This is a genomic window from Paludisphaera borealis (genome assembly GCF_001956985.1).
Lineage (GTDB): Bacteria > Planctomycetota > Planctomycetia > Isosphaerales > Isosphaeraceae > Paludisphaera > Paludisphaera borealis.
This window is the reverse complement of sequence record NZ_CP019082.1, coordinates 544,280-564,186: the sequence shown is the minus strand read 5'-3', so window position 1 is coordinate 564,186 and position 19,907 is coordinate 544,280. Positions and strand designations below refer to the sequence as shown.

At 66.8% G+C, this 19,907-nt stretch carries 19 protein-coding genes and 1 pseudogene; 13 read left to right on the top strand and 7 right to left on the bottom strand.

Annotation, left to right across the window (positions count from 1 at the left end; all coding sequences use genetic code 11):
- Positions 1-52 precede the first annotated feature (52 nt).
- Positions 53-529 (bottom strand): M67 family metallopeptidase, encoded by a 477-nt coding sequence (locus tag BSF38_RS02185; RefSeq protein ID WP_237170707.1) that lies wholly within the window; start codon positions 527-529, stop codon positions 53-55.
- Between the two features lie 5 nt (positions 530-534).
- Complete coding sequence (gene cysK, locus BSF38_RS02180) at positions 535-1,509, bottom strand: cysteine synthase A (RefSeq protein WP_076350541.1); 975 nt, start codon at positions 1,507-1,509, stop codon at positions 535-537.
- Positions 1,510-1,873: 364 nt separating this feature from the next.
- Here cysK and BSF38_RS02175 point away from each other — a divergent pair, with 364 nt between their 5' ends.
- Genes BSF38_RS02175 through BSF38_RS02145 form a run of 7 tightly spaced genes read left to right on the top strand, consistent with a single transcriptional unit; the run spans position 1,874 to position 10,469 of the window.
- Positions 1,874-3,538: an Hsp70 family protein gene (locus tag BSF38_RS02175; RefSeq protein ID WP_076343250.1), complete on the top strand. Its 1,665-nt coding sequence runs from the start codon at positions 1,874-1,876 to the stop codon at positions 3,536-3,538.
- A 14-nt stretch (positions 3,539-3,552) separates the two neighbouring features.
- Complete coding sequence (locus tag BSF38_RS02170; RefSeq protein WP_076343249.1) at positions 3,553-4,230, top strand: Uma2 family endonuclease; 678 nt, start codon at positions 3,553-3,555, stop codon at positions 4,228-4,230.
- Positions 4,227-4,901 (top strand): Uma2 family endonuclease, encoded by a 675-nt coding sequence (locus BSF38_RS02165; RefSeq protein WP_076343248.1) that lies wholly within the window; start codon positions 4,227-4,229, stop codon positions 4,899-4,901. Before BSF38_RS02170 ends, BSF38_RS02165 begins: the two co-directional genes overlap by 4 nt.
- A 9-nt stretch (positions 4,902-4,910) precedes the next feature.
- Positions 4,911-7,004, top strand: coding sequence for an Hsp70 family protein (locus tag BSF38_RS02160; RefSeq protein WP_076343247.1), 2,094 nt, complete (start codon positions 4,911-4,913; stop codon positions 7,002-7,004).
- Positions 7,001-7,921 carry an FHA domain-containing protein gene (locus tag BSF38_RS02155; RefSeq protein WP_076343246.1) on the top strand — a complete coding sequence of 307 codons (921 nt, stop codon included), beginning with the start codon at positions 7,001-7,003 and terminating at the stop codon, positions 7,919-7,921. Before BSF38_RS02160 ends, BSF38_RS02155 begins: the two co-directional genes overlap by 4 nt.
- A gap of 5 nt (positions 7,922-7,926) precedes the next feature.
- Entirely contained in the window at positions 7,927-9,372 is a 1,446-nt protein-coding gene (locus BSF38_RS02150; RefSeq protein WP_076343245.1) for an FHA domain-containing protein, read from the top strand.
- Positions 9,369-10,469: a vWA domain-containing protein gene (locus tag BSF38_RS02145; RefSeq protein ID WP_083712638.1), complete on the top strand. Its 1,101-nt coding sequence runs from the start codon at positions 9,369-9,371 to the stop codon at positions 10,467-10,469. The genes BSF38_RS02150 and BSF38_RS02145 overlap by 4 nt, the downstream gene beginning before the upstream one ends.
- A gap of 142 nt (positions 10,470-10,611) precedes the next feature.
- On the opposite strand, the gene BSF38_RS02140 is transcribed toward BSF38_RS02145, so the two are convergent.
- The gene (locus tag BSF38_RS02140) at positions 10,612-11,268 is read right to left on the bottom strand and encodes a putative antibiotic biosynthesis monooxygenase (RefSeq protein WP_237170706.1); all 657 of its coding nucleotides are present in this window, start codon (positions 11,266-11,268) and stop codon (positions 10,612-10,614) included.
- A gap of 172 nt (positions 11,269-11,440) precedes the next feature.
- Positions 11,441-12,850 (bottom strand): guanine deaminase, encoded by a 1,410-nt coding sequence (gene guaD / locus BSF38_RS02135; RefSeq protein WP_076343243.1) that lies wholly within the window; start codon positions 12,848-12,850, stop codon positions 11,441-11,443.
- Between the two features lie 237 nt (positions 12,851-13,087).
- On the opposite strand from guaD, the gene BSF38_RS02130 reads away from it, so the two are divergent.
- The 3 genes and pseudogenes from BSF38_RS02130 to BSF38_RS02125 all read left to right on the top strand — a co-directional run bounded on the left by BSF38_RS02130 (position 13,088) and on the right by BSF38_RS02125 (position 13,892).
- Entirely contained in the window at positions 13,088-13,420 is a 333-nt protein-coding gene (locus BSF38_RS02130; protein WP_076343242.1) for a WD40 repeat domain-containing protein, read from the top strand.
- 64 nt (positions 13,421-13,484) lie between these two features.
- Positions 13,485-13,598 (top strand): annotated as a pseudogene (locus BSF38_RS32555) (WD40 repeat domain-containing protein); the annotation flags it as partial.
- 45 nt (positions 13,599-13,643) lie between these two features.
- The gene (locus BSF38_RS02125) at positions 13,644-13,892 is read left to right on the top strand and encodes a hypothetical protein (protein WP_237170705.1); all 249 of its coding nucleotides are present in this window, start codon (positions 13,644-13,646) and stop codon (positions 13,890-13,892) included.
- An 81-nt stretch (positions 13,893-13,973) separates the two neighbouring features.
- Here the strand turns inward: BSF38_RS02125 and BSF38_RS02120 are convergent, their stop codons facing one another.
- Positions 13,974-15,239: a DUF362 domain-containing protein gene (locus tag BSF38_RS02120; RefSeq protein ID WP_076343240.1), complete on the bottom strand. Its 1,266-nt coding sequence runs from the start codon at positions 15,237-15,239 to the stop codon at positions 13,974-13,976.
- 258 nt (positions 15,240-15,497) lie between these two features.
- Here BSF38_RS02120 and BSF38_RS02115 point away from each other — a divergent pair, with 258 nt between their 5' ends.
- From BSF38_RS02115 to BSF38_RS02105, 3 genes are all read left to right on the top strand, one after another.
- Positions 15,498-16,040: a hypothetical protein gene (locus BSF38_RS02115; protein ID WP_076343239.1), complete on the top strand. Its 543-nt coding sequence runs from the start codon at positions 15,498-15,500 to the stop codon at positions 16,038-16,040.
- 100 nt (positions 16,041-16,140) lie between these two features.
- On the top strand, positions 16,141-17,307 hold the full coding sequence (locus BSF38_RS02110; RefSeq protein WP_076343238.1) for an Mrp/NBP35 family ATP-binding protein: 1,167 nt from the start codon (positions 16,141-16,143) through the stop codon (positions 17,305-17,307).
- A gap of 181 nt (positions 17,308-17,488) precedes the next feature.
- Positions 17,489-17,839, top strand: a complete 351-nt coding sequence (locus tag BSF38_RS02105; RefSeq protein ID WP_076343237.1) for a hypothetical protein — start codon at positions 17,489-17,491, stop codon at positions 17,837-17,839.
- Between the two features lie 63 nt (positions 17,840-17,902).
- Here the strand turns inward: BSF38_RS02105 and BSF38_RS02100 are convergent, their stop codons facing one another.
- On the bottom strand, positions 17,903-18,547 hold the full coding sequence (locus tag BSF38_RS02100) for a DNA-3-methyladenine glycosylase family protein (protein ID WP_076343236.1): 645 nt from the start codon (positions 18,545-18,547) through the stop codon (positions 17,903-17,905).
- A complete protein-coding gene (locus BSF38_RS02095) occupies positions 18,548-19,810 on the bottom strand; it encodes a pyridoxal phosphate-dependent aminotransferase (protein ID WP_076343235.1) in 1,263 nt (420 codons plus the stop codon).
- Positions 19,811-19,907: the final 97 nt, after the last annotated feature.

Genomic DNA, 19,907 nt, shown 5'->3' with positions numbered 1-19,907 from the left:
CACATCGCCCGCCGTTCCGGCCCGCCGTCGTCGCTTTTTTCCGTGTCGTAGTCTATTCGGCCCGATGCGGATCGTGCAACGCCGTCCCCGCCGGCTGAACGACGGACCAGGCGAGTTCCTCGTACGATTCGGGTTCGAGCCGCCAGACCCGGACGTCCGGCGGCTCGGTGAGCAGCGAGACGATGATCCGGGGGACGGCCCCGTAGTGGTTCTCGCGAAGATCGGTGGCGCTCGGGACGGCCGCCCACCGCGGGTGGGAGTGATAGATGGCCAGGATCTCGGCCCCGCGCCGGCGGAGGTCGACGACCGCGGCGATCAGGTCGCGGGGGTCGGCGTCGTAGCGGGTCGGGCTGGCGGCGGCGTTGCGGAGCGGGTGGAACGACGAGACGCGCGGGGGCTCGCCCCCCAGCAGGCCGCAGCATTCGAGGGGGGCCTCGCGCTGGCAGTGCGCGACCATGGCTTCGACGACGTCGGCGGGGATCTCCAGCGGCGCCGCGAAGCCTTCAGGGCGATACGAGGGCGTTCCCAACGGGCTCAGGCCTCGGGGAAGAGAGGGGTCGAGAGGTAGCGTTCGCCGAGGTCGGGCAGGAGGACCACGACGAGCTTGCCGGCGTTCTCGGGACGCCGCGCCACGGCGATCGCTCCGAACGCGGCGGCGCCGCTGGAGATCCCGCAGAGCATGCCTTCTTCGCGGGCGAGGCGGCGCGTCATCTCGAACGCGTCGTCGTCGCGGACGGCGACCACGTCGTCAATGACGTCCATGTTGAGGGCGTCGGGGATGAACCCCGCGCCAAGGCCCTGGATCTTGTGCTGCCCCGGACGGAGCGGCTCGTGCCGCCGCTTCTGTTCGATGACCGGCGAGTTGGTCGGCTCGACGGCGATGATCTGGACCGATGGCTTGCGGCTCTTGAGCACCTCGCCGACGCCGGTGATCGTTCCGCCCGTCCCCACGCCGGCGACGAAGACGTCGACCTTGCCGTCGGTGTCGCGCCAGATTTCCTCGGCCGTGGTGCGGCGGTGGATCGCGGGGTTGGCGGGGTTCTTGAACTGCTGGGGCATGAACGAGTTAGGCGTGCTCTTGAGCAGCTCCTCGGCCTTGCGGACCGCGCCCGGCATGCCCTCGGCGGCGGGGGTCAGGATGATCTCGGCGCCGAACGCCTTGATCAACCGGCGGCGCTCGAGGCTCATGCTTTCCGGCATGGTGACGACGAGCCGGTACCCTCGAGCGGCGCAGGTGAAGGCCAGCGCGATGCCCGTGTTGCCGCTGGTCGCCTCGATCACGACGGTGTCTTTCGTGACCTTGCCTTCAGCCTCGGCCGCGTCGATCATCGCCACTCCGATCCGGTCCTTCACCGACCAGAGCGGATTGAAATTCTCCATCTTCGCCACCACCTCGGCCTTGCTGCCGTCGGTGACTTTTCGGAGACGGATCAGGGGCGTGCCGCCGATCGTCTGCGTGATGTCGTCGTAGATCCGACCGCGCGACGCCACATCCGACCCATCTTTCATGATCGTTCCTCCCAAGACCCGTATTTTTTCGTTCGCCCCGCGCCGCGTGAAGTTCGGTCTTAATCCGTCGATGGATGCACGTGGCCGGCGTTGGATTTCCTACCATCCTAGGGTACAAGCCGTTCGGCCACAAGCTTGGAACACGCACCCCGCCGCTTTGATTTTCCCTCGCGCGGAGGACGATCCGGCGGAGGGTGGTTGAGCGGCTTCCCACCGGGCGGAATCGCTTCCATAATAAATAAAAGCGTCGATCGGACGAAGATCCCGACGAGCCCTCATCATGCGGAACGGAAATCGGGCCGGATCGGGGTCCGGATCGACGGTCGTCGCCCCGCGCGGATCGCGAGCATCGGGAGCTGTTGACATGTCTGAAGGTCTGAAACGCGTCTACGGGATCGACCTGGGCACGACGTACTCGGCGATCGCGTACGTGGACGAGCACGGCAAATCGGTCGTCGTACCGAACCAGGAGAGCGAGCGGATCACGCCGTCGGTGGTCCTGTTCGACGGCGAGTCCGTCATCGTCGGCAACACGGCGAAGGAGTCGTCGAAGATCGAGCCCCACCGCGTGGTCTCGCGGATCAAGCAGCACATGGGCGATCCGAATTTCGTCTTCGATCACGACGGCCAATCGTACAGTCCGGAAGACATCTCGTCGTTCATCCTCCGCAAGATCGTGGGCGACGCCGAGCTGGCGCTGGGCGAGACGATCACCGACGTCGTCGTCACCTGCCCGGCGTACTTCGGCACGCCCGAGCGCGAGGCGACGGCCAACGCCGGCCGGCTCGCCGGTCTCAACGTCCGGGCGATCCTCAACGAGCCGACCGCCGCCGCCGTCGCCTACGGGCTCGAACAGGGCGAAGATCAGACGGTTCTGGTCTACGACCTCGGCGGCGGCACGTTCGACGTCACCATGATCGACATCAAGGACCGCCTGATCCGCGTCATCTGCACCGGCGGCGACCATCGCCTGGGGGGGACGCTCTGGGACGAGGCGATCGTGATGTACCTCGCCGAGCAATTCCGCGAGCAGACCGGCGAAACGTCCGACCCGCTCGACGACCCCGAGGTGCTAAACGACCTGTTCCTCCAGGCCGAGCGCGGCAAGAAGACGCTCACCCAGCGTGAGAAGGCGCCGTTCCGCGTGACCCACGCCGGCAAGCAGGCCCGCGTCGAACTCGACCGGGCCAAGTTCGAGGAAGTCACCAAGCACCTGATCGACCGCACGCTCGAATTGACGCATGAGATGCTGACCGACGCCCGGGCCAAGGGGCACGACCGGTTCGACAAGATCATCCTGGTCGGCGGCTCGACCCGCATGCCGCAAGTCCACAGCCGCCTCGTGGCCGAGTTCAACCTCGAACCCGAGACCTTCGACCCCGACGAGGCCGTGGCCAAAGGCGCGGCGCTCTTCGGCCTCAAGGAATCGCTTCAGGAAGGCGTGCAGGAGATGCTCGCCGGCCGCGACGGCGAATCGGACGACGACGACCGCCCCTTCGACCTGAGCGCGGTCCCCGAGGAAGAGGTCGCGTTGGCCCTCGACAGCCTGGAGCGGCAGCTCGGCTTCACCCTCACCGGGCCGGTGCGCGAGCTGGTCGGCACGCGGATCGTCAACGTCCTGTCCAAGAGCCTCGGCGTCGTCGCCCGCGACGAGGCCAGCCGCGAGGTCGTCGTCTACATGCTGCCGCGCAACACCGAAGTGCCGTTCGAACGCGCGACCGATTTCGGCACCGACTCCAACGACCAGGCGGCCGTCGACATCCGCGTGATGGCCGGCGAGCGCGACAGCGCCGAGCCGACCGACTGCCAGGAAGTCGGCGTCGCCACGCTCAACCTCCCCGAGAAGCTGCCGGCCCGCAGCCCGATCCGCGTCAAGTTCGCCATCAACCGCGACGGCCGCCTCAACGTCACCGCCGTCGACCTGACCGCCGGCGGCTCGATCGACGTCGAATTCCAGACCGAAGCCGTCATGGACTCCGCCGAAGTCGACGAACGCTCGACGGCGCTCCGGCTCTTGACCGTGTCGTGAAAGGAGGACGCAAGATGGCCACGGCCGCACCTGCGAAGCTTCAGGGAACCGCCCAGAGGTTCGTGCTTCACGACATTTCCTGGGAGGACTATCAGACCTTCTTGAAAGTCTTGGAAGATCGCCCGATCCGCTTGACTTACGATCATGGGACGCTGGAACTGATGACGCCACTCCCGATTCACGAGCGGTATAAATCCTTATTCACCCGGATGATCGAGAGTCTCGCGGATGAATTGGAGATCGACTATTACAGCTTCGGGTCGATGACGCTTCCGAGCAAACTCCTCGAATGCGGTCTCGAGCCCGACGCCTGCTTCCACATCGCCAGCGCCGGCAAGGTGGGCGACTGGAAGCAGTACGATGCGGAAGTCGGCCCCCCTCCCGACCTCGCCGTGGAGATCGACGTGACGAGCGACTCGCGACCTCGACTGGGAATCTACACGGCGCTGAAGATTCCCGAAGTCTGGCGATTCGACGGCGAGAAGCTCTCGGTGCTGATCCTTCGAAACGACAAATACGTCCCTTCCAAAAAGAGCCTCTCCTTCCCCCTCGTGCCGACGGACGCACTCGCCGGGTTCGTTCAAAACTACGGCGACGGCACGGACAGGGCCTGGGCCAAGGCGTTCCGAAGCTGGGTCCGCGAGACGATTCTGCCACGGGTTCCGAACGATCGCGAGGAGGATGCGACATGACCACGGCCGCACCTGCGAAGCTTCAGGGAACCGCCCAGAGATTCGTGCTTCATGACATTTCCTGGGAGGACTATCAGACCTTCTTGAAAGTCCTGGAAGATCGCCCGATCCGCCTGACTTACGATCAAGGGACGTTGGAACTGATGACGCCCCTCTCCCTTCACGAACGCTACAAAACCTTGATCGGTCGGATGATCGATATCATGACCTTGGAATCGAGAACAAGCGTTGTAGGTGTGGGGTCAACGACGCTCAACCGCAAGCGATTGAAGCGCGGTCTAGAGCCCGATCAGTGCTATTACTTTTCCAACGCCGGCAAAGTCGCCGACTGGGCGCGGGTCGATCTCGACGTCGACCCGCCTCCCGACCTGGCGATCGAGATCGACGTCACCAGCGACTCGCGGCATCGCCTTGGCATTTGCGCCGCCTTGAAGATCCCCGAAGTCTGGCGATTCGACGGCGACCGCCAGGACGTGCTCCAGCTTCAAGATCCAGGGACTTACCAGGTCGTTCCGCGAAGCGGGATCTTCCCGTTCGTGCCCATGGAGGAAATCGGGCGATTCCTCCGTCAATATTCGATCGGCGACGACACCCCTTGGGCCGTAGCCTTCCAAGAGTGGTTCCGCGAGACGATTCTGCCGCGTGTTCAAAACGACCGCGAGGGCGAGTGAGGACGCGACATGGCGAGCTTCGTCGGGATCGACCTGGGGACGACCAACTCGGTGGTGGCGCGTCGGAATGCGTATGGCAGGCCGGAGGTGATCGCCAATCGCGAGGGGGCGAACATCACGCCGTCGGTGATCTACTTCGGCGTCGATCCGCCGGTGGTCGGGCAGGAGGCCAAGGAATGGGCGCGGCTGGGGGACGCCGAGATCGCCAGCTTCTTCAAGCCGCACATGGGGAGCCCGCTCTACCAGCTTGAGTTCCACGGCAAGACTTACTCGGCGGCCGACCTCGCGGCGATCGTGCTCAAGAAGCTCAAGGACGACGCGGAAGCGGCGATCGGCGACGAGATCGACCGGGCCGTGATCACCGTGCCGGCGTACTTCGGCGACGCCCAGCGGAAGGCGACCATCGCCGCCGGGAACGCCGCCGGGCTCGAAGTGCTGCGGATCATCAACGAGCCCACCGCGGCGACCCTCGCCTACGGTCTGAACAAGCCTGGCGCCGAGGACGAGACGGTCCTGATCTACGACCTCGGCGGCGGCACGTTCGACGTCACCGTCGCCCGGATCACGGCCGACGACATCGCCGTGCTGGCCACGGCCGGCGACCACGACCTGGGAGGCAAGAACTGGGACGACCGCATCGCCACCTTCCTGGCCGAGCAGTTCGCGGCCGAGACCGGCTTCGACCCGCTCGACGACCCCGTCGCCTTGAACGAAGTCCTCGTCCGCAGCGAACAGGCCAAGTGGGCGCTCTCGGAACGATCCTCGACCCGCGTCACCCTTCAACTCGGCGCCCAGCGCAAGACCTATGAGATCTCGCGCGAAGAGTTCGAGGCCATGACCTCCCCGCTGATGGATCGGACCCGAAGGCTGACCGAGGAGGCGCTCGACGAGGCCGGTCTCTCGTGGCACAGGCTCGACGGCGTCTTGCTCGTCGGCGGCTCGACCCGGATGCCGATGGTCCGGTCGTACGTGACCAGGACGGCCGGCAAGGCCCCACGCACCGGGGTCAACGTCGACGAGGTCGTGGCGCTCGGCGCGGCGGTCCAGGCCGCGATGGAAGCCGGCCAGTCGATCGGCGACGCCACGCCCAAATTCACGCTCGGAGGAGGCGGGACCGGCACGGCGACGACGGCGCGACGGGTGACCGACGTGATGTCGCACAGCCTGGGGGTGGTCGCGGTCAACCCCGAGGGGACGGCCTACGTCAACGACGTCGTGATCCGCCGCAACGTGGCGATCCCGGCCGAGAACGTCCGGTCTTACATCCACGCCACCCACGGCGGGGCGAATACAAGGCTCGAAGTCTATCTGACCCAGGGGGAGAGCCCCTCGCCGCTCGACTGCACGGTCCTGGGCAAGTACGTCTTCACGGGTATCCACCCGAGCGACGCGGAGGTGAAAATCGACGTCGGCCTGTCGTACGACGCCAACGGCGTGGTTCAGGTGCGGGCGACCCAGCGCGACAGCGGACATCGGCTGGCCATGACGGTCGAGGCCGTCCCCGACGATCTCTCGTGGATGGGCGAGCCCCCCGAGATGGTGGCCGTCGGCGGTCCCGAGCGGATTCGGGTGATGCTCTTGATGGACGTCTCGTCGAGCATTATGGGCGCGCCGCTCATCGAAGCCCAGACCGCCGCGCGCGAGTTCCTCGACCGTTGCGACTTCACGACGACCGAGGTCGGCTTGATCTCGTTCTCCAGCGTCGTGAACTTGCAGTCGCCCCCCACCAGCAACGTCCGCCGGCTGCACGCCGCGATCCACCGCCTGGAAGCCGAGGGGAGCACCAACCTGACCGACGCCCTGGAGATGGCCCGCGGCCAGCTCGTCGCCGACGACTGGAAGCGATACGTCGTGATCCTGACCGACGGCTTCCCGGACGCCCCCGAGAGCGCGGTCGAACAGGCGCAAGGGGCGCGAGGGCAGGGGATCGACGTCGTCGCGATCGGCACGGGCGCCGCCGACCGCGAGTACCTGAGCCGGCTGGCCAGCAGCGAGGCGGCGTCGATCTTCGTCAAGGGGGGCGAGCTGGTCCAGACCTTCGGCCATATCGCCCGCGTCATCGCCGAGGGAGGCCGCTCGCTGCGGGTGATGAACAAAGTATGACCATCACGACCACCACTTCGATCCAATCGACGATCGAGCCCCCCTCCGCGTCGCCGCGACCCCGGCGAAGCTGGGCGAGCCTGCGGCAGGCGTACGACCTGGCTCTGGCCGGCGCCCTGGGCGGGCTCTTCGGCCTGTATCTCTACGTCGAGCTGGTGCGGACCGATTCGGTGTACGTCCGCGACGCGCTGGCCGGCGCGATCCTCGGCGGCTCGATCGGGTTCTTCCTGAACGCCTGGGGGCCGTGGCGCGACGGCGCCTGGCGGAAGCTGGCACGGGCCGTCGCCTGGGGAACGCCCGCCGCGGCGTTGGGCGGGGCGCTCGGCCTGGTGCTCGGCGAGGTGGTGATCGGCGTGTTCCAGGGCGGGCTGCTCGGACGGGCGGCGTCGTGGGCCGTGCTCGGCCTGGGGATCGGGCTGGGGCAGGGGCTCGCCGACCGCTCGTGGCAGCGGCTCACCTTCGGCTTGATCGGCGGCGGTCTGGGAGGGTTCGTCGGCGGCCTTTGCTTCGAAGCCCTGCGGGTCGCGCTCGGCAACCGCTACGACCTCAGCCAGGCGCTCGGGATCGTGATCCTGGGGGGCGGGCTCGGCCTCTTCCTGGCCCTGGTGGAGCAGGCGCTGCGGCAGGCCTGGGTGCAGATCGCCAGCGGTCGGCAAGAGGGCCGGATCTACCTGCTGGCTCGCCCGCGATGCCGGTTGGGACTCGACGAGCGCGCCGAGGTAGGCGTCTTCGGCGACGCCGCCGTCGAGCGCGAGCACGCCGAGATCGAACGGACATCGCAAGGCTACATGCTGCGGAACCTGGCCAAGTCGGGCGCCACCAAGGTCAACGGCGTCGTCTGTTCCTCGGCGCGGGTTCTCAACGACGGTGATCGAATCGAGCTGGGACGAACTTCCTTGGTCTTCCGACGACGATAGGGATCATGGCGACCACCACGACGCGGAAACGATGGGCGTTGGAAGTCGTTCGCGGGCGCGACGTCGGGCGTCGCTACGCCCTCGGCGCGGGCGAGACGACCATCGGCAACGAGCAGGCGACGACCGCCCACGTCGATCTCGGCGACCAGGAAGGAGCGTCGCCGCGGCGGATGTCCGGCCGGCAAGCCTGCCTCGTCGCGACCGCTGAAAGCCTCGCCGTCCGCGACCTTGAAAGCCCCGGCGGCACCTTCGTGAATCGGCAGCGCCTGCTGAGCGGCCAGGAGCGGAAGCTCCAGCCGGGCGACGTGATACAGGTCGGCGGCGTCCAGCTCCTGGTCCAGCGCGAGCCGGAAGGGGGCGAAGCTGTCGTCGCCGAGCCCGTCAGACCGAAGCCCCCGTCGACGACGCCACCGAACGCCACCTACACGTTCCCCGGCGGCGCGGTTTGTCGGACCTGGGACGATTTTCTGACCCTGGCCGCCCAGCGCTGGCCGCTGGTTCGCGACGAGCTGGCGTCGGGTCGGCTGACCGAACACCTGCGGCGGATTCAGCGAACCGATCTTATCCCTCGCCACGAGCCCGGGCAGACGCCCGACGAGGCTCTCGACGCCTGGCTGGGCCGACTTCCCTCGACCCGGTCGAGTGCCCCGGAGCTGGACGTCCACCCCGAGACGCTCGTCGTCCGCACCGGCGCGACGGGTGGAGTCATTCGCCAATCGCTGCGGATCACCAACGTCGGCTACCGTTTGCTGCGCTCGACCATCCAGATCGAATCGTCGACCCCCGGCGGTCTGCGGCTGTCCCCCGACCTGAACGGAAAGCCGCTGCTGACGATCGACCAGAGCGATATCGGGGTGGAGATCGAGGTTCCCGAAGCCGCGACCTCGACGAAACTGGGGACGATCGTGGTCGCCAGCAACGGCGGCACGAAGCGAATCGAGGTCCGCGTCGAACGCCCGATGGCGGTCGCATTCCCCGACGAGCCGGTCGACGCAAACATCGCGGGCGTTTCGTTCGGCTCCCGGCTGGCCTCGCTGCCGCTGGAGCGAAGGTTCTGGCTGTTTCCAAGCGTCCTGATCAGCTTTCGCCTGCTCGTCGGGTTCGCGGATCGGCTTCCCCTGGGTCTGCCGCCGAGCGGGACGGGAGAGCCCGGCCTGCCGGCCACGGCGGTCGTGATGAGCGCGCTGGGCTTTCTGATCGGCGCGGTGCTGGGGAGCCGGGGAGGCGATCGGCTCGACGTCGCGGCTTCCGGATTCGCCGGCGCGGCCGTCGGGTTGCTGGCCTCGGCCCTGGGTTTCGCGGCGATTCGGAGCGTTGAGGGGGTCGTCGGTTCCCCATTGTCCGCACCGATGCTGCTGATCGTCTGGGGGCTGCTCGGCGCGGCGCTCGCGGCGGCGTCGTGGGTCGCGTTCCCGCGCCGGAACGTCGTTCGCAAGGGGGACGGGTCATGAGCCGCATCGTCTGCAACACGGGCCGTCGCGATCCTGCCTTCTCCCCTTGCGGGAGAAGGGTGTTGCAACCCGGCCTGTCTGCATCGGCATTGCTGTTGTTCCTCGCGCTGTCGAGTACGCTGGAGGCCGAGGAGGCGCCTCCCCCGCCCGAGGCCGGGAACACGGTCGTCGTCACCGGAGCCAGTCAGCAGGAGTTCCCCCGGATCGCCGTGCAGTTCGAGCTGCGACGGCCCGACGGCACGTTCCTCCGCGACGCCAGGAAGGACGAGTTCCGGGTCGCCGAGGACGGCAAGGAGCTGCCGATCCTCGAATTCCAGGCCCCGTTGACGACCGAGTCGGTCGCCACGACGATCGTGCTGGTCGTCGATCGCAGCCTGAGCATGCAGGAAGAGGATCGGATGGGATCGCTCAAGGAGGCGGTCGCGACGTTCCTGGAGAAGACGCCCGAGGGCTCGCGGGTGGCGGTGGTCGCGTTCGGCTCGGAGGTGGATCTGATCTGCCCGTTCACGACCGACCGCGACCGCGTTCGCGCCGCCGTCGATCGGCTTCACCCCGGCGGCGCCACCCGGTTCTACGACGCGGTGGCCGAGGCGCTCGCGATGCTCGACCACGAGCACGGCCGACGCGCCGTGCTCGCCCTGACCGACGGCCACGACACGTCCAGTCAGGAGGCCAACCTGCCGGCCGACATCGCCGCGGCCCGGCGCCTCGGCCTGCCGGTCTACACGCTCGGCCTGGGAACCGAAGAGGCGATCGCCGGCGACGCCCTCAAGGCGCTGGCCGAGTCGACCCGGGGTCAATACTATCCCGCCCAGCGAGCCGAGGAGTTGAAAGCCGTCTACACGACGATCGCCGAACGGCTCGGCGCCAGCTATTCGCTCGTCTACCAGAGCGACCGCCGGCTTCCCGACGGTACGCTCCGGCCGGTTCAGGTCTTCCACCAGAGCAGCCGGAAGGCGGGCGAAACCGCCGTGTTCATCCCCGGCATGGTCGTGCCGGCCTCGGGCTGGTCTCCCCTCTTCCTGGCGCTGACCGCCTGCCTCGGCCTCCTGATGTTCTTGCCCTCGTTGCTGAGGCGGCGACCCGCCCAGGCCTAAGCGTGTGGCCGAGGTTCTTCTACAATTCCGGCATGATCCTCTCTCATGGAGTTCCTGCGGTCGCTGCCGTGGACCAGGGCGGATTCGCCCTGGTCCTTCGAAGTCCGCGTGCGAGACGTGCGGGGATGCTCCGACGTGTGGCTCAGCCGGTGACCTGGCGGAAGAGGGCCGTCAGGACGGCCAACGCCAGAAGGATCAGGAACGGGGTCCAACGCCAGGCCGATCGCTTCCCGGAGAGCCAGGGATCGAGCCCCTTCGTCAGCAGGGGCATCACGGCCCACTGGAGAATCGAGATGCTCAAGGCGTTGCCGATGAGCATCGAGGCGGCGAGGCCCAGGGGCGACGTCAGCGGTCCGACGAGAATATTCAGGAGCATGACGATCGGGAAGAGGGCCAGGAGGACGGTCAGGGCCATCTTCCAAGAGTCCGGGGCCGCAGCTTCGGTCCGACCTTGCCGGGCGAACCACGGGCCGAAGCCGTCACCCAAGGTCTTCAGGTCGAAATCGCCGATTTTCGCCCGGAGTTCCTCGACTCGTCGGGCCCGCTCGGGAGAGTCGAGCCAGCGTGTCAGGGACTCCTCGTCGAGGAAGTGGAGAAGGACGACCCACTCGTCACCTCGGCCCGCGGCCGGGGGATAGATGTCCGTGCCGCTGTAGCCGGCGAACCCCTCGGCGACGCGGACGGACTCGCGCTGCCACTCGACGAAGGCCGCCGCGGCCTTGGGGGGGACGCGCTGAACCACGACCGCCGAGGATCGCGACGCGTGTAGGTCCAGGGTCGGGCTGTTCATGGTCGCCATCGGGGCCTTTCATCCAACCGGACGGTTTCGAAGACTCGTTCATTCCTCTCGGCGACGACGCGATCGGGCGACAGGGGGGCCGCGGGACGACCCGGGCCCTCGAGATCCCGACGGGTACGGTTGCGGGAGCCGACGCGGGGTTCGCGTGCGAACCCCGGCCGCCCGAGGCGGATCAGGCTCCGGCCTTCTTGTACGCGCGACGGCCGGCGATCCAGGTCTCGTCGACGTTGCGGTCGTCGCCGCAGGCCATGATCCCGAAGAGGAGCTGCGACGCCTGGTCCATGGTCTCGGGGGCGTTGCCGCCGGTGATGAGCGACTGGTGCCAGCTCATGGCCGCCTGGCCGGCGTTCCAGTCGAGCGCGACGAAGTCGGCCTCCTTGCCCTTGTCGAAGTTGCCGATCAGGTCGTCGAGGTAGAGGGCCCGGGCGCCGCCGAGCGTGGCTAGGTAGAAGCCGCGATACGGATTGAGCTTGTTCCGCTCGGCCTCGGCCCCGTTTTGGAAGCGGGGGTCGACCGAACCGTCGAGCATCGTGTTGTTGCACATGCCGATCTTGTAGGCTTCCTCCAGCACGCGGATGAGGCTGAAGGCGTTGCCGCCGCCCACGTCGCAGCCGAGCGCGACCCGGACCGGGTGCTCGGGGTCGGTGGCGCGGCCGATCCGGAACAGGCCGCTGCCCAGGAACAGGTTCGAGAGCGGGCAGAACGCGATGGCGGCGCCGGCCTTCGAGAACCGCTGCAGTTCGTCGTCCGAGAGCCAGATGCCGTGGCCGGCCGTGAACTTCGGCCCGAGCAGCTTGTGCTTCTCATGGACCTGGGTGTAGTCCTGGCAGTCGGGGAACTCGTTCCGGGACGTCCGCAGCTCGGACGGGTTCTCCGAGATGTGGGTGTTGATCCAGCAGTCGGGATGTTCTTCCTTGAGCCTCCGGCAGGCTTCCATCATCTCGTCGGTGCAGCCGACGGCGAACCGGGGCGTGATCGCGTAGAGATTCCGGCCCTTGCGGTGGTAGTGCTCGATCAGCCGCTTGGACTCGCTGTAGAAGTACTCCGGGCTGATGACAGTGGTCTGGGGGGCGAAGCGATCGATGCCGGTGAGGCCCGCGATGAGACGCAGGTTGCGCCGGGCGGCCTCGCCGAACAGCTCCTCGGTCGAGACGGGGTTGCTCGTGGTGAACGCCTGGCAGGTCGTGGTGCCGCCGGCGAGCAGGGCGTCGAAGAACCGGCCGGCCGCGTCGCGGGCGTAGTTGCGATCGCTATATTTCTCTTCCTCGGGGAAGATCCAGTTCTGGAGCCAGTCGAGGAGCTGGTTCCCGTAGGCGCCGAGGACGCGCACCTGCGGGAAGTGGACGTGCCCGTCGATGAAACCGGGGAGGATCAGGCGGTTGGTGATGTGGGTGGCCTGGACGCCCGGATGACGCTTCGACACCTCGGCGTAGTCGCCGAAGTCGGCGATGAGGCCGTCCTCGACCACCATCAGCCCATCGAAGATGAATCGGGCGGACTCCTGCTCGCGCCCGACATGCTTCCAAGGATCGTCCACGAAATCGAAGAACATGCCGCGAATCGCCGAGGTTTCGCCCGCCATCGTTGTGGCTCCGAGAAGTTTAAAGCCGGGTCGTCATTCGCATCGACGCGATCACGATCCCGGGCGTCCGGGAGCGTCACCAATTTCCTGCAGTTCAAACCTATGACATCATTCACCAATCGGCGCATTTTTTTTCCGACCGCAATCGGGATTCGCGGACAGGGCGTTCCGATTCGATGTGCATCCTGCATGATGCGGGGCGAAGGTGTCGAACGTCCCAATCATCAGGAACGCCCCATGCACACGATCCTGCTGCGTCTCGCGACCATCTACCTGTGCATGGCTCCACAGGCCGATTACACGCTTGAATCCGTCGACCTCGTCGGGCATGAGGACAGGAGCAATTACGTCGCGTTCTCCCCCGACGGGACGCTCCTGGCCTCCGGAAGCCGCGACGGCTCGGTAGGCTCTGGGACGTCGCCGATTGCACAGCACGAAGACGTGGTTGACGGCGTCGTCTTTTCCCACGACGGGACGATGCTCGCCTCGACCGGGTTGAAACCATCATCCGGATCTGGGACGTCGCCTCGGGCGAGCAGAGATTTGCATTTGACAAGAGAGCCAGACTGACGACGGGTACGGTGATCGCGTTCTCGCCCGCGCCGGCTTTGGCTCCGACGTTCGACTTTGGGATCTGAAATCCGGCAAGCTGCATGCGATCCTTGAGGACCAGACGAGGGCGATTCAGAGCTTGAACTTCTTCCCGACTCGGAGTCGACTCCTGACGGCAGGCTCCGATAGAACAATCAAAATATGGAACCTCGATACACGGAGCGTGGAGGCGACTCTCCCGGTGGGCTCGGCCAGCGGTCCCCAGTGCGTGACCCTTTCGTCTGACGATCACATCGTCGCGGCCCTCGAGAACGGCGAAGTGGTGTTGCGGAGTTCGTTTCCTCCGCTCTATGAGGAGGAGAATCGCATCAAAATAAGCCACGGCGAGATCGACAGTCTCGCCGTGGCGCGAAGGCAGCCTATGGTGACCGTCGGCAGCCGAGACGGCACCGTGACGATCGTCCGGTGGAAGAAGAAAGCCGGCCCGTAACCCCAAAAGGCATCAACTCGCTGCGATGACTCCGTCAAAGCGCGACCGGATTCGGTCCCGGAATTCGTCACTACCGAGTTCTCAAAGGTTGACGACCGAATGCTTGACGAGGTAGCGGCGTCCTCGGGGCGACGACGTGAGGTCGAAGTTGCCCATGCCAAGCGCGCCGGCGAGCGCGATGTGCTGCGGCTGGCGGACGTCGAACCCCTCGGTCCCGAGCGGGTCAAGGGCCGATTTGCCCGAAGCGGCGACGGGGGGCAGCTTCGCAAGCGCGCGCTTGGCGTCGATGATCCCCCACTCGATGTGGTCAAGGGCGACGGGGTCGGTGGCGAGCAGGAGGCCGTTGTACTCCCACGTCCACTTGCCGTTTTCATGGGCATGGGCGAACGGGCCTCCCTGGTAGACGCCCCGGATGCCGTCCATAATCTGGAGGACGAACTTCGAGCGAATCACCGGGTGGGTGACGACCTGGGGGATGAACTGGTTGCAGACGTTCGTGAACGTGTTGGTGTGCGACCGAGCCACGTTGTTGACCGACCCGTGGCTCATGTTCTTCAGGGCGCCCGTCACCCCCGCCGAACCGTGGTCCTTGAGGACCGGAATCGCCACGATCTTGTTGACGACCTTCGTCACGAACTTCCCCAGATGCGACCGGTACGCCCGGTCGTCCTTGGGGTTGTCGCCGTAGTTGACCAGGTCCATCCAGACGAAGGCGTCCCGGTCGTAGCCGGCGATCGGGTCGTCGCGAAAGCCCTCGAAGTCGAGCGCAAGCTGATCGCCGCCGTCGGCCGTGAGTCCCCCGAAGCGGATGCCGGCGGGGAGGATCTTGTCATACCCGGCGGCCAGCAACTCCTGGCGATAGCGATCGTAGACGAAGATGTCGCCGGGCTTCACCCCCGCGGCTTTCAGCCCCTCGATCGTCTCCAGGACCAGCTCGAACGAGGAATGCGCGTAGGGCTGGCCGTTGGGCACGACCTTGATCCCGACCACGTCGCCGGGCTCGAAGAAGGTTCGCCAGGCGGCCGTCGCGTCGCCGGCGCCGGTCAGCTCCTTCAGGCCCCGGTCGAGCGTCGCCTTGACGGCTTCGCGACTGCGGGCGCCGTTGCGGATCATCGCCGGATTCTTCACCTCGACGACTCGCCCCGGGTACAGGCCGGGCGCGGCGAATTTCCCGAGGGCGTCGACCTTGGGCCCGTGATGCGACGCGCTGCCGACCACCCGCGATTGGGCCTCGTCGGCGGCCGATGACGAAGACGACGAAAGCAGCGACGCGGCGAACGGCCACGACGCCGCGGCCCCCAAAAAACCACGACGCTTCAAGGAACCGCAAGGATAACGGTCGCTCATGGCGCAGGCCCCCGTCTCGGGTACAAGGAAATGACCGCATGATCTCTATCGCGTCCGCAATTCCGAATACTGCAATAGATCTCCGGCGGACCCGGATTCTACCTCGGTCCACCACCCATGGTCCATCCAGTACCCATCGCCAATTGCGTTGATCCGTCCAAGTTCCCCGCGTCACACGACCGCCTGGCGTTTGGTATAACACCAAATTCCAAAAAAACCGCCCAGGCCGCCGAGACGAAGCCGAGAGGACCGAGCGTCATGACCGATTCGAGCGGCGTCCATGAGGGATCGCCGGTCGCCGTCATCTTGCACGAGCGGCGGGGGAACTGGGCGAGGCAGTTGCGGCCTCGGTTGCAAGACTTGCCCGTCCGCTGGTTCGAGACCCGGTCGGCGGCCGATCTGACCGGGGCGATCGACGGGCTGGCCGCGCCGGTGGTCGTCATCGACCTGGGAAAAGACCCGGCCGGCCCGCTGGAAGACCTGGTCGGGATCATCGCCCGGGAGTCGTCGGCGCGGGTCCTGGTGATCGATCCCGAGGCCCGCGAAGGGGTCAAGGAGCTGGCTCGCGAGCTGGGCGCCACGCACGTCGTATCAGGCTTCGCCGCTCCTCCCGAGGTCGCCGAGCTGATTGCGCGATGGGTGACGCTGGCGGCGGTCGAGATCGAGCGCGCGGGCTGGTCGCGCCCCTTGCCCGTCGACCCGGTGAAGCACCCGATGGAGTGGATCGACGGGCTGATCGCCGAGGCCGGAAACGCCCTCGCGCCGGCGCAGCCGGACGAGCCGCCCCCGGACGACTCCTAGTCGCTTCGAGGGGGATTCCCTACAATGGATTGAAAGGGATCACTCTGGCCCACCCAATCAACCTTGTGGCGAAACCGTCACGATCCGGGGACCATGCTTGATGTTCGGCAAGACCCATTCCGCGCTCACCGAGAAGGACGTTCTCGAGGCGCTCAAGGGGGTCAAGGACCCCGACCTGGGCCGCGACCTCGTGGACCTGGGGATGATCAAGAACGTCAAGATCGGCGACGGCGTCGTCGCGCTGACGGTCAACCTGACGACCCCCGCCTGTCCGATGAAGGCGAAGATTGAAGGCGACGTCCGCCAGGCTCTCACGAACCGGCTGTCGGGCGACTGGAAGATCGAAATCGCGATGACCGCCGAGGTCCGGGGCAAGGGCGCCGCCGAGACCGGCGACATCCCCGGCATCAAGAACGTGATCGCCGTCGGCTCGGGCAAGGGGGGCGTCGGCAAGTCGACGATGGCCGCGACGATCGCCTTCGGGCTGAAGTCGTACGGCGCGTCGGTCGGTCTGATGGACGCCGACGTCTACGGACCGTCGATCCCCCACCTGGTCGGGGCTACCGGCCGCCCGATGGCGCGCGGCGAGCGTATCCAGCCGATCGAGACCAACGGCCTGAAGCTGATGTCGATGGGCTTCCTCCTCGAACCCGACCGCGCCGTCATCATGCGCGGGCCGATGCTTCACGGCATCATGCAGCAGTTCCTCCGACAGGTCGATTGGGGACCGCTCGACTACCTGGTGATCGACCTGCCGCCGGGAACCGGCGACGTCCCCCTGACCCTGGCCCAGACCTTGCCCCTGACCGGGGCGGTGGTGATCTGCACGCCTCAGGAAGTCGCCCTGCTCGACGCCGTGCGAGCCATCGCGATGTTCCGCCAGTTGCGCGTGCCGGTGCTGGGCATGGTCGAGAACATGGCGTTCTTCGACGTTCTCGCGTACCTCAAGGAGCGCGGCGGACCGGAGGCGAAGAAGCTGGCCGAGAACAAGGCCTGCTTCGACGCGCCGGGCGACGAGCGGGTCCACATCTTCGGTCAGGGGGGGGCCCGGCGCAAGGCGGAGGAGCTGCAAGTCCCCTTCCTCGGCGAGGTTCCGCTCAACCTGTTCCTTCGCGAGAGCGGCGACGACGGCAAGATCGAGGAGGCCCTGCGAGAAGGCTCCCCCTCTCGCCCGTATCTGCTGCAAGTCGTCGAGCGGCTCGCCGCCCAGATCAGCATCCAGAACATCAAAAACCCCAAGATGCCGAAGCTCGAAATCCTCAACTGACGTTCCGTCGCGAACAACGGCAGGGATCGATCCGCAGGGTTTCTTGATCATCCGACCCACCAAACGAGACCGTTGTTCGTACCAATAAGAAGAAGCGCCGGAACGAAGACCCTCGTGGTTCAACGCGTCCCATCGGCCTTTGCGGATGGGTGCCTTTTGGCTCGATGAAGGAGTGAGTGGAATGCGCACGAAGCCGTTCTTGTTTGCATCGACCCTGGCGATCATCTTGTGCGTCGGCTCGGCACCGGCCAAAGCTCAGTTTTACGGCGGCGGAAGTTACATCGGCGTCGGTGGTCCGTCGGGCTTCGTGACCGTCGCCAACGGGCCGATGATCGCTCCAGGGCCCATCGTCGCGCCGATGGCCCCCTACTCGTACGTCGCGGCGGCCCCTGGTGTGATCGTCAGGCCGGCGCCCATGGTGCCCATGATGAGGCCTGTTCCCTACGGAGTCTATCGCCCGGGCTGGGGACCGCGTCCTTACGGCGTCTACGGCCCGCGAGCTTACGGCTATGGCCGTCGCGGCTGGTGGTGAGCGAATCCGTCCTGCCCGCCCGGGTCGGTCGAGAAAACGGCCGACCCGGCGGCTGGCGCCTCACTAAGAAGGCGCGTCGCCGTTCCTCCAGAGATACCAACTCGCCACCGATCGGTAGGGCCGCCAGGGCTCGGCCAGCGCGTGGCAGTCGCTGGGCTTGGGCAGTTCCGCCAGGCCGTGCCAGTCGCGGAGCCCCGCCCGAACGCCCAGGTCGCCGACGGGGAGGACGTCGGGGCGGTTGAGCACGAAGATCAGGAACATATGAGCGGTCCACACGCCCACGCCCTTGATCGACGTCAACGCTTCGATGATCCTATCGTCATCCCATGATTCGTCGAAGCGATCGACGGGGACCGAGCCGTCGGCCACGGCCGTCGCCACGTTGAGCACGTACCGCGCCTTGCTCCCCGACAGTCCGACGCCGCGCAGCGCCGTCTCGTCGAGTTCGAGCAGCCGCCGCGGGTCGTGGGGACGACCGGCCAGAACGTGCAGCCGCTCGTTGATCGACGCGGCGGCCTTGGTCGAGATCTGCTGAGATACGATCGCCGTCACGAGCGCCCCGAACCGGTCTTCCCGAGGCGCCAGGCCGCATGGGCCGACCCGCTGGATGACCGCCTTGAATTGAGGATCAACTCGCTTGAGGTGGCGGATCGCCTTTGCCCAGGGATCGACGGGCTTCTCAAGCTTCGGCGCGGCTTTCGGGCTCATCTACGCCTCGGGGTAAGGCTGCTTCAAGACGTACTGGGGATTCGCTTCCAGGTACTTCGCGATGCGGTCGCGGCGACCGAGTGCGTCGGGCAGGAAGGCCATGGCCTGGTCGATGCGCTCGTCGGGCTCGGCGCAACTGAAGCGGAGGAACCCCTGGCCGGCTTCGCCGAAGCACTCGCCCCCCAGGCAGGCGACGCCGAACCCGTCGTCGGCCCCTTCGAGCAGATACATCGCCAGGCCGTGCGAGACGATCCCCAGCCGGTTGCAGATCGGCCGGACGTCGGGAAAGACGTAGAACGTGCCGGCCGGGCGGACGACGCCCACGCCCTCGACCTTCTCCAGGCCGTCGCAGAGGCGGTCGACCTTCTTGCGAAACCGCTCCATATACTCGTCGCGCGTGGCCGCGTCATGTTCGAGAGCCGCCCGCGCTGCCTCCTGGACGAACGGAGGACTACACGAGACGGCCGTGTTGATCAGCTTGCCGATCGCCGCGACCACGTCCGGGTGGGCGACGGCGAACCCCATCCGCCAGCCGCTCATGCTGTACGATTTCGAGAACGTGTAGGCGGCGACGCAGTGATCGAGCATGCCCGGCTGAGACAAGATCGAGGCGTGCCGGCCGCTCCAGACCATGTGGCAGTACGGCTCGTCGGAGAAGACCATCGTATCGGTGCCGCGGACGACGTCGGCGATCGCGGCGAGGTCGTCGTGCGTCGCCACGCCGCCGGTGGGGTTGTGCGGCGAGTTCAGGAAGATGGCGCGGGGGCGGGGGTCGGTCGCCAGGAACTTGCGGACGTCCTCGGCCTGGGGTCGAAACGCCTGCTCGACGCGGAGCGGGGCCAGCACGGCGCGAGCCCCCCGGCGCTCAAGATTGGGAATGTAGGTCGGGAAGTGCGGGCTGAACAGCAAGACGCCGTCGCCGGGATCGATCAGAGCCTCGGCGAAGTACTGCTCGAACGGCTTGGCCCCGGAGGCGACGACGATGTTCTCGGCGGTCGCCGGATAGCCGAACTCGGTCGAGACGAAGCGGGCGGCGGCCTCTCGAAAGCTCGGCAGGCCGAGGCTCGGGCCGTAGCCGGTCTGGTTGTCGCGAATCGCCCGGACGCCCGCCTCCTTGGCGTGCGGTGTGGTGGCGAACGGGCTGTCGCCGATCTCCAGCTCGACCACGTCCTTGCCCCGGCTCTTGAGAGCCCGTGCCTGGGCCAGCACGGTGAAGGCGATCTCGGGCGTCAGGTTCCGCGCCAACTTGCTCAACCGAATCATCGTGACATCCCCGAATCCAACCCAAAGGAGCCAGTGTGCCACGGGTCGTACTCGCCCCGTGCCCCGAGAGCCCTCGGCCGTTCCGCACGGGTTCGGA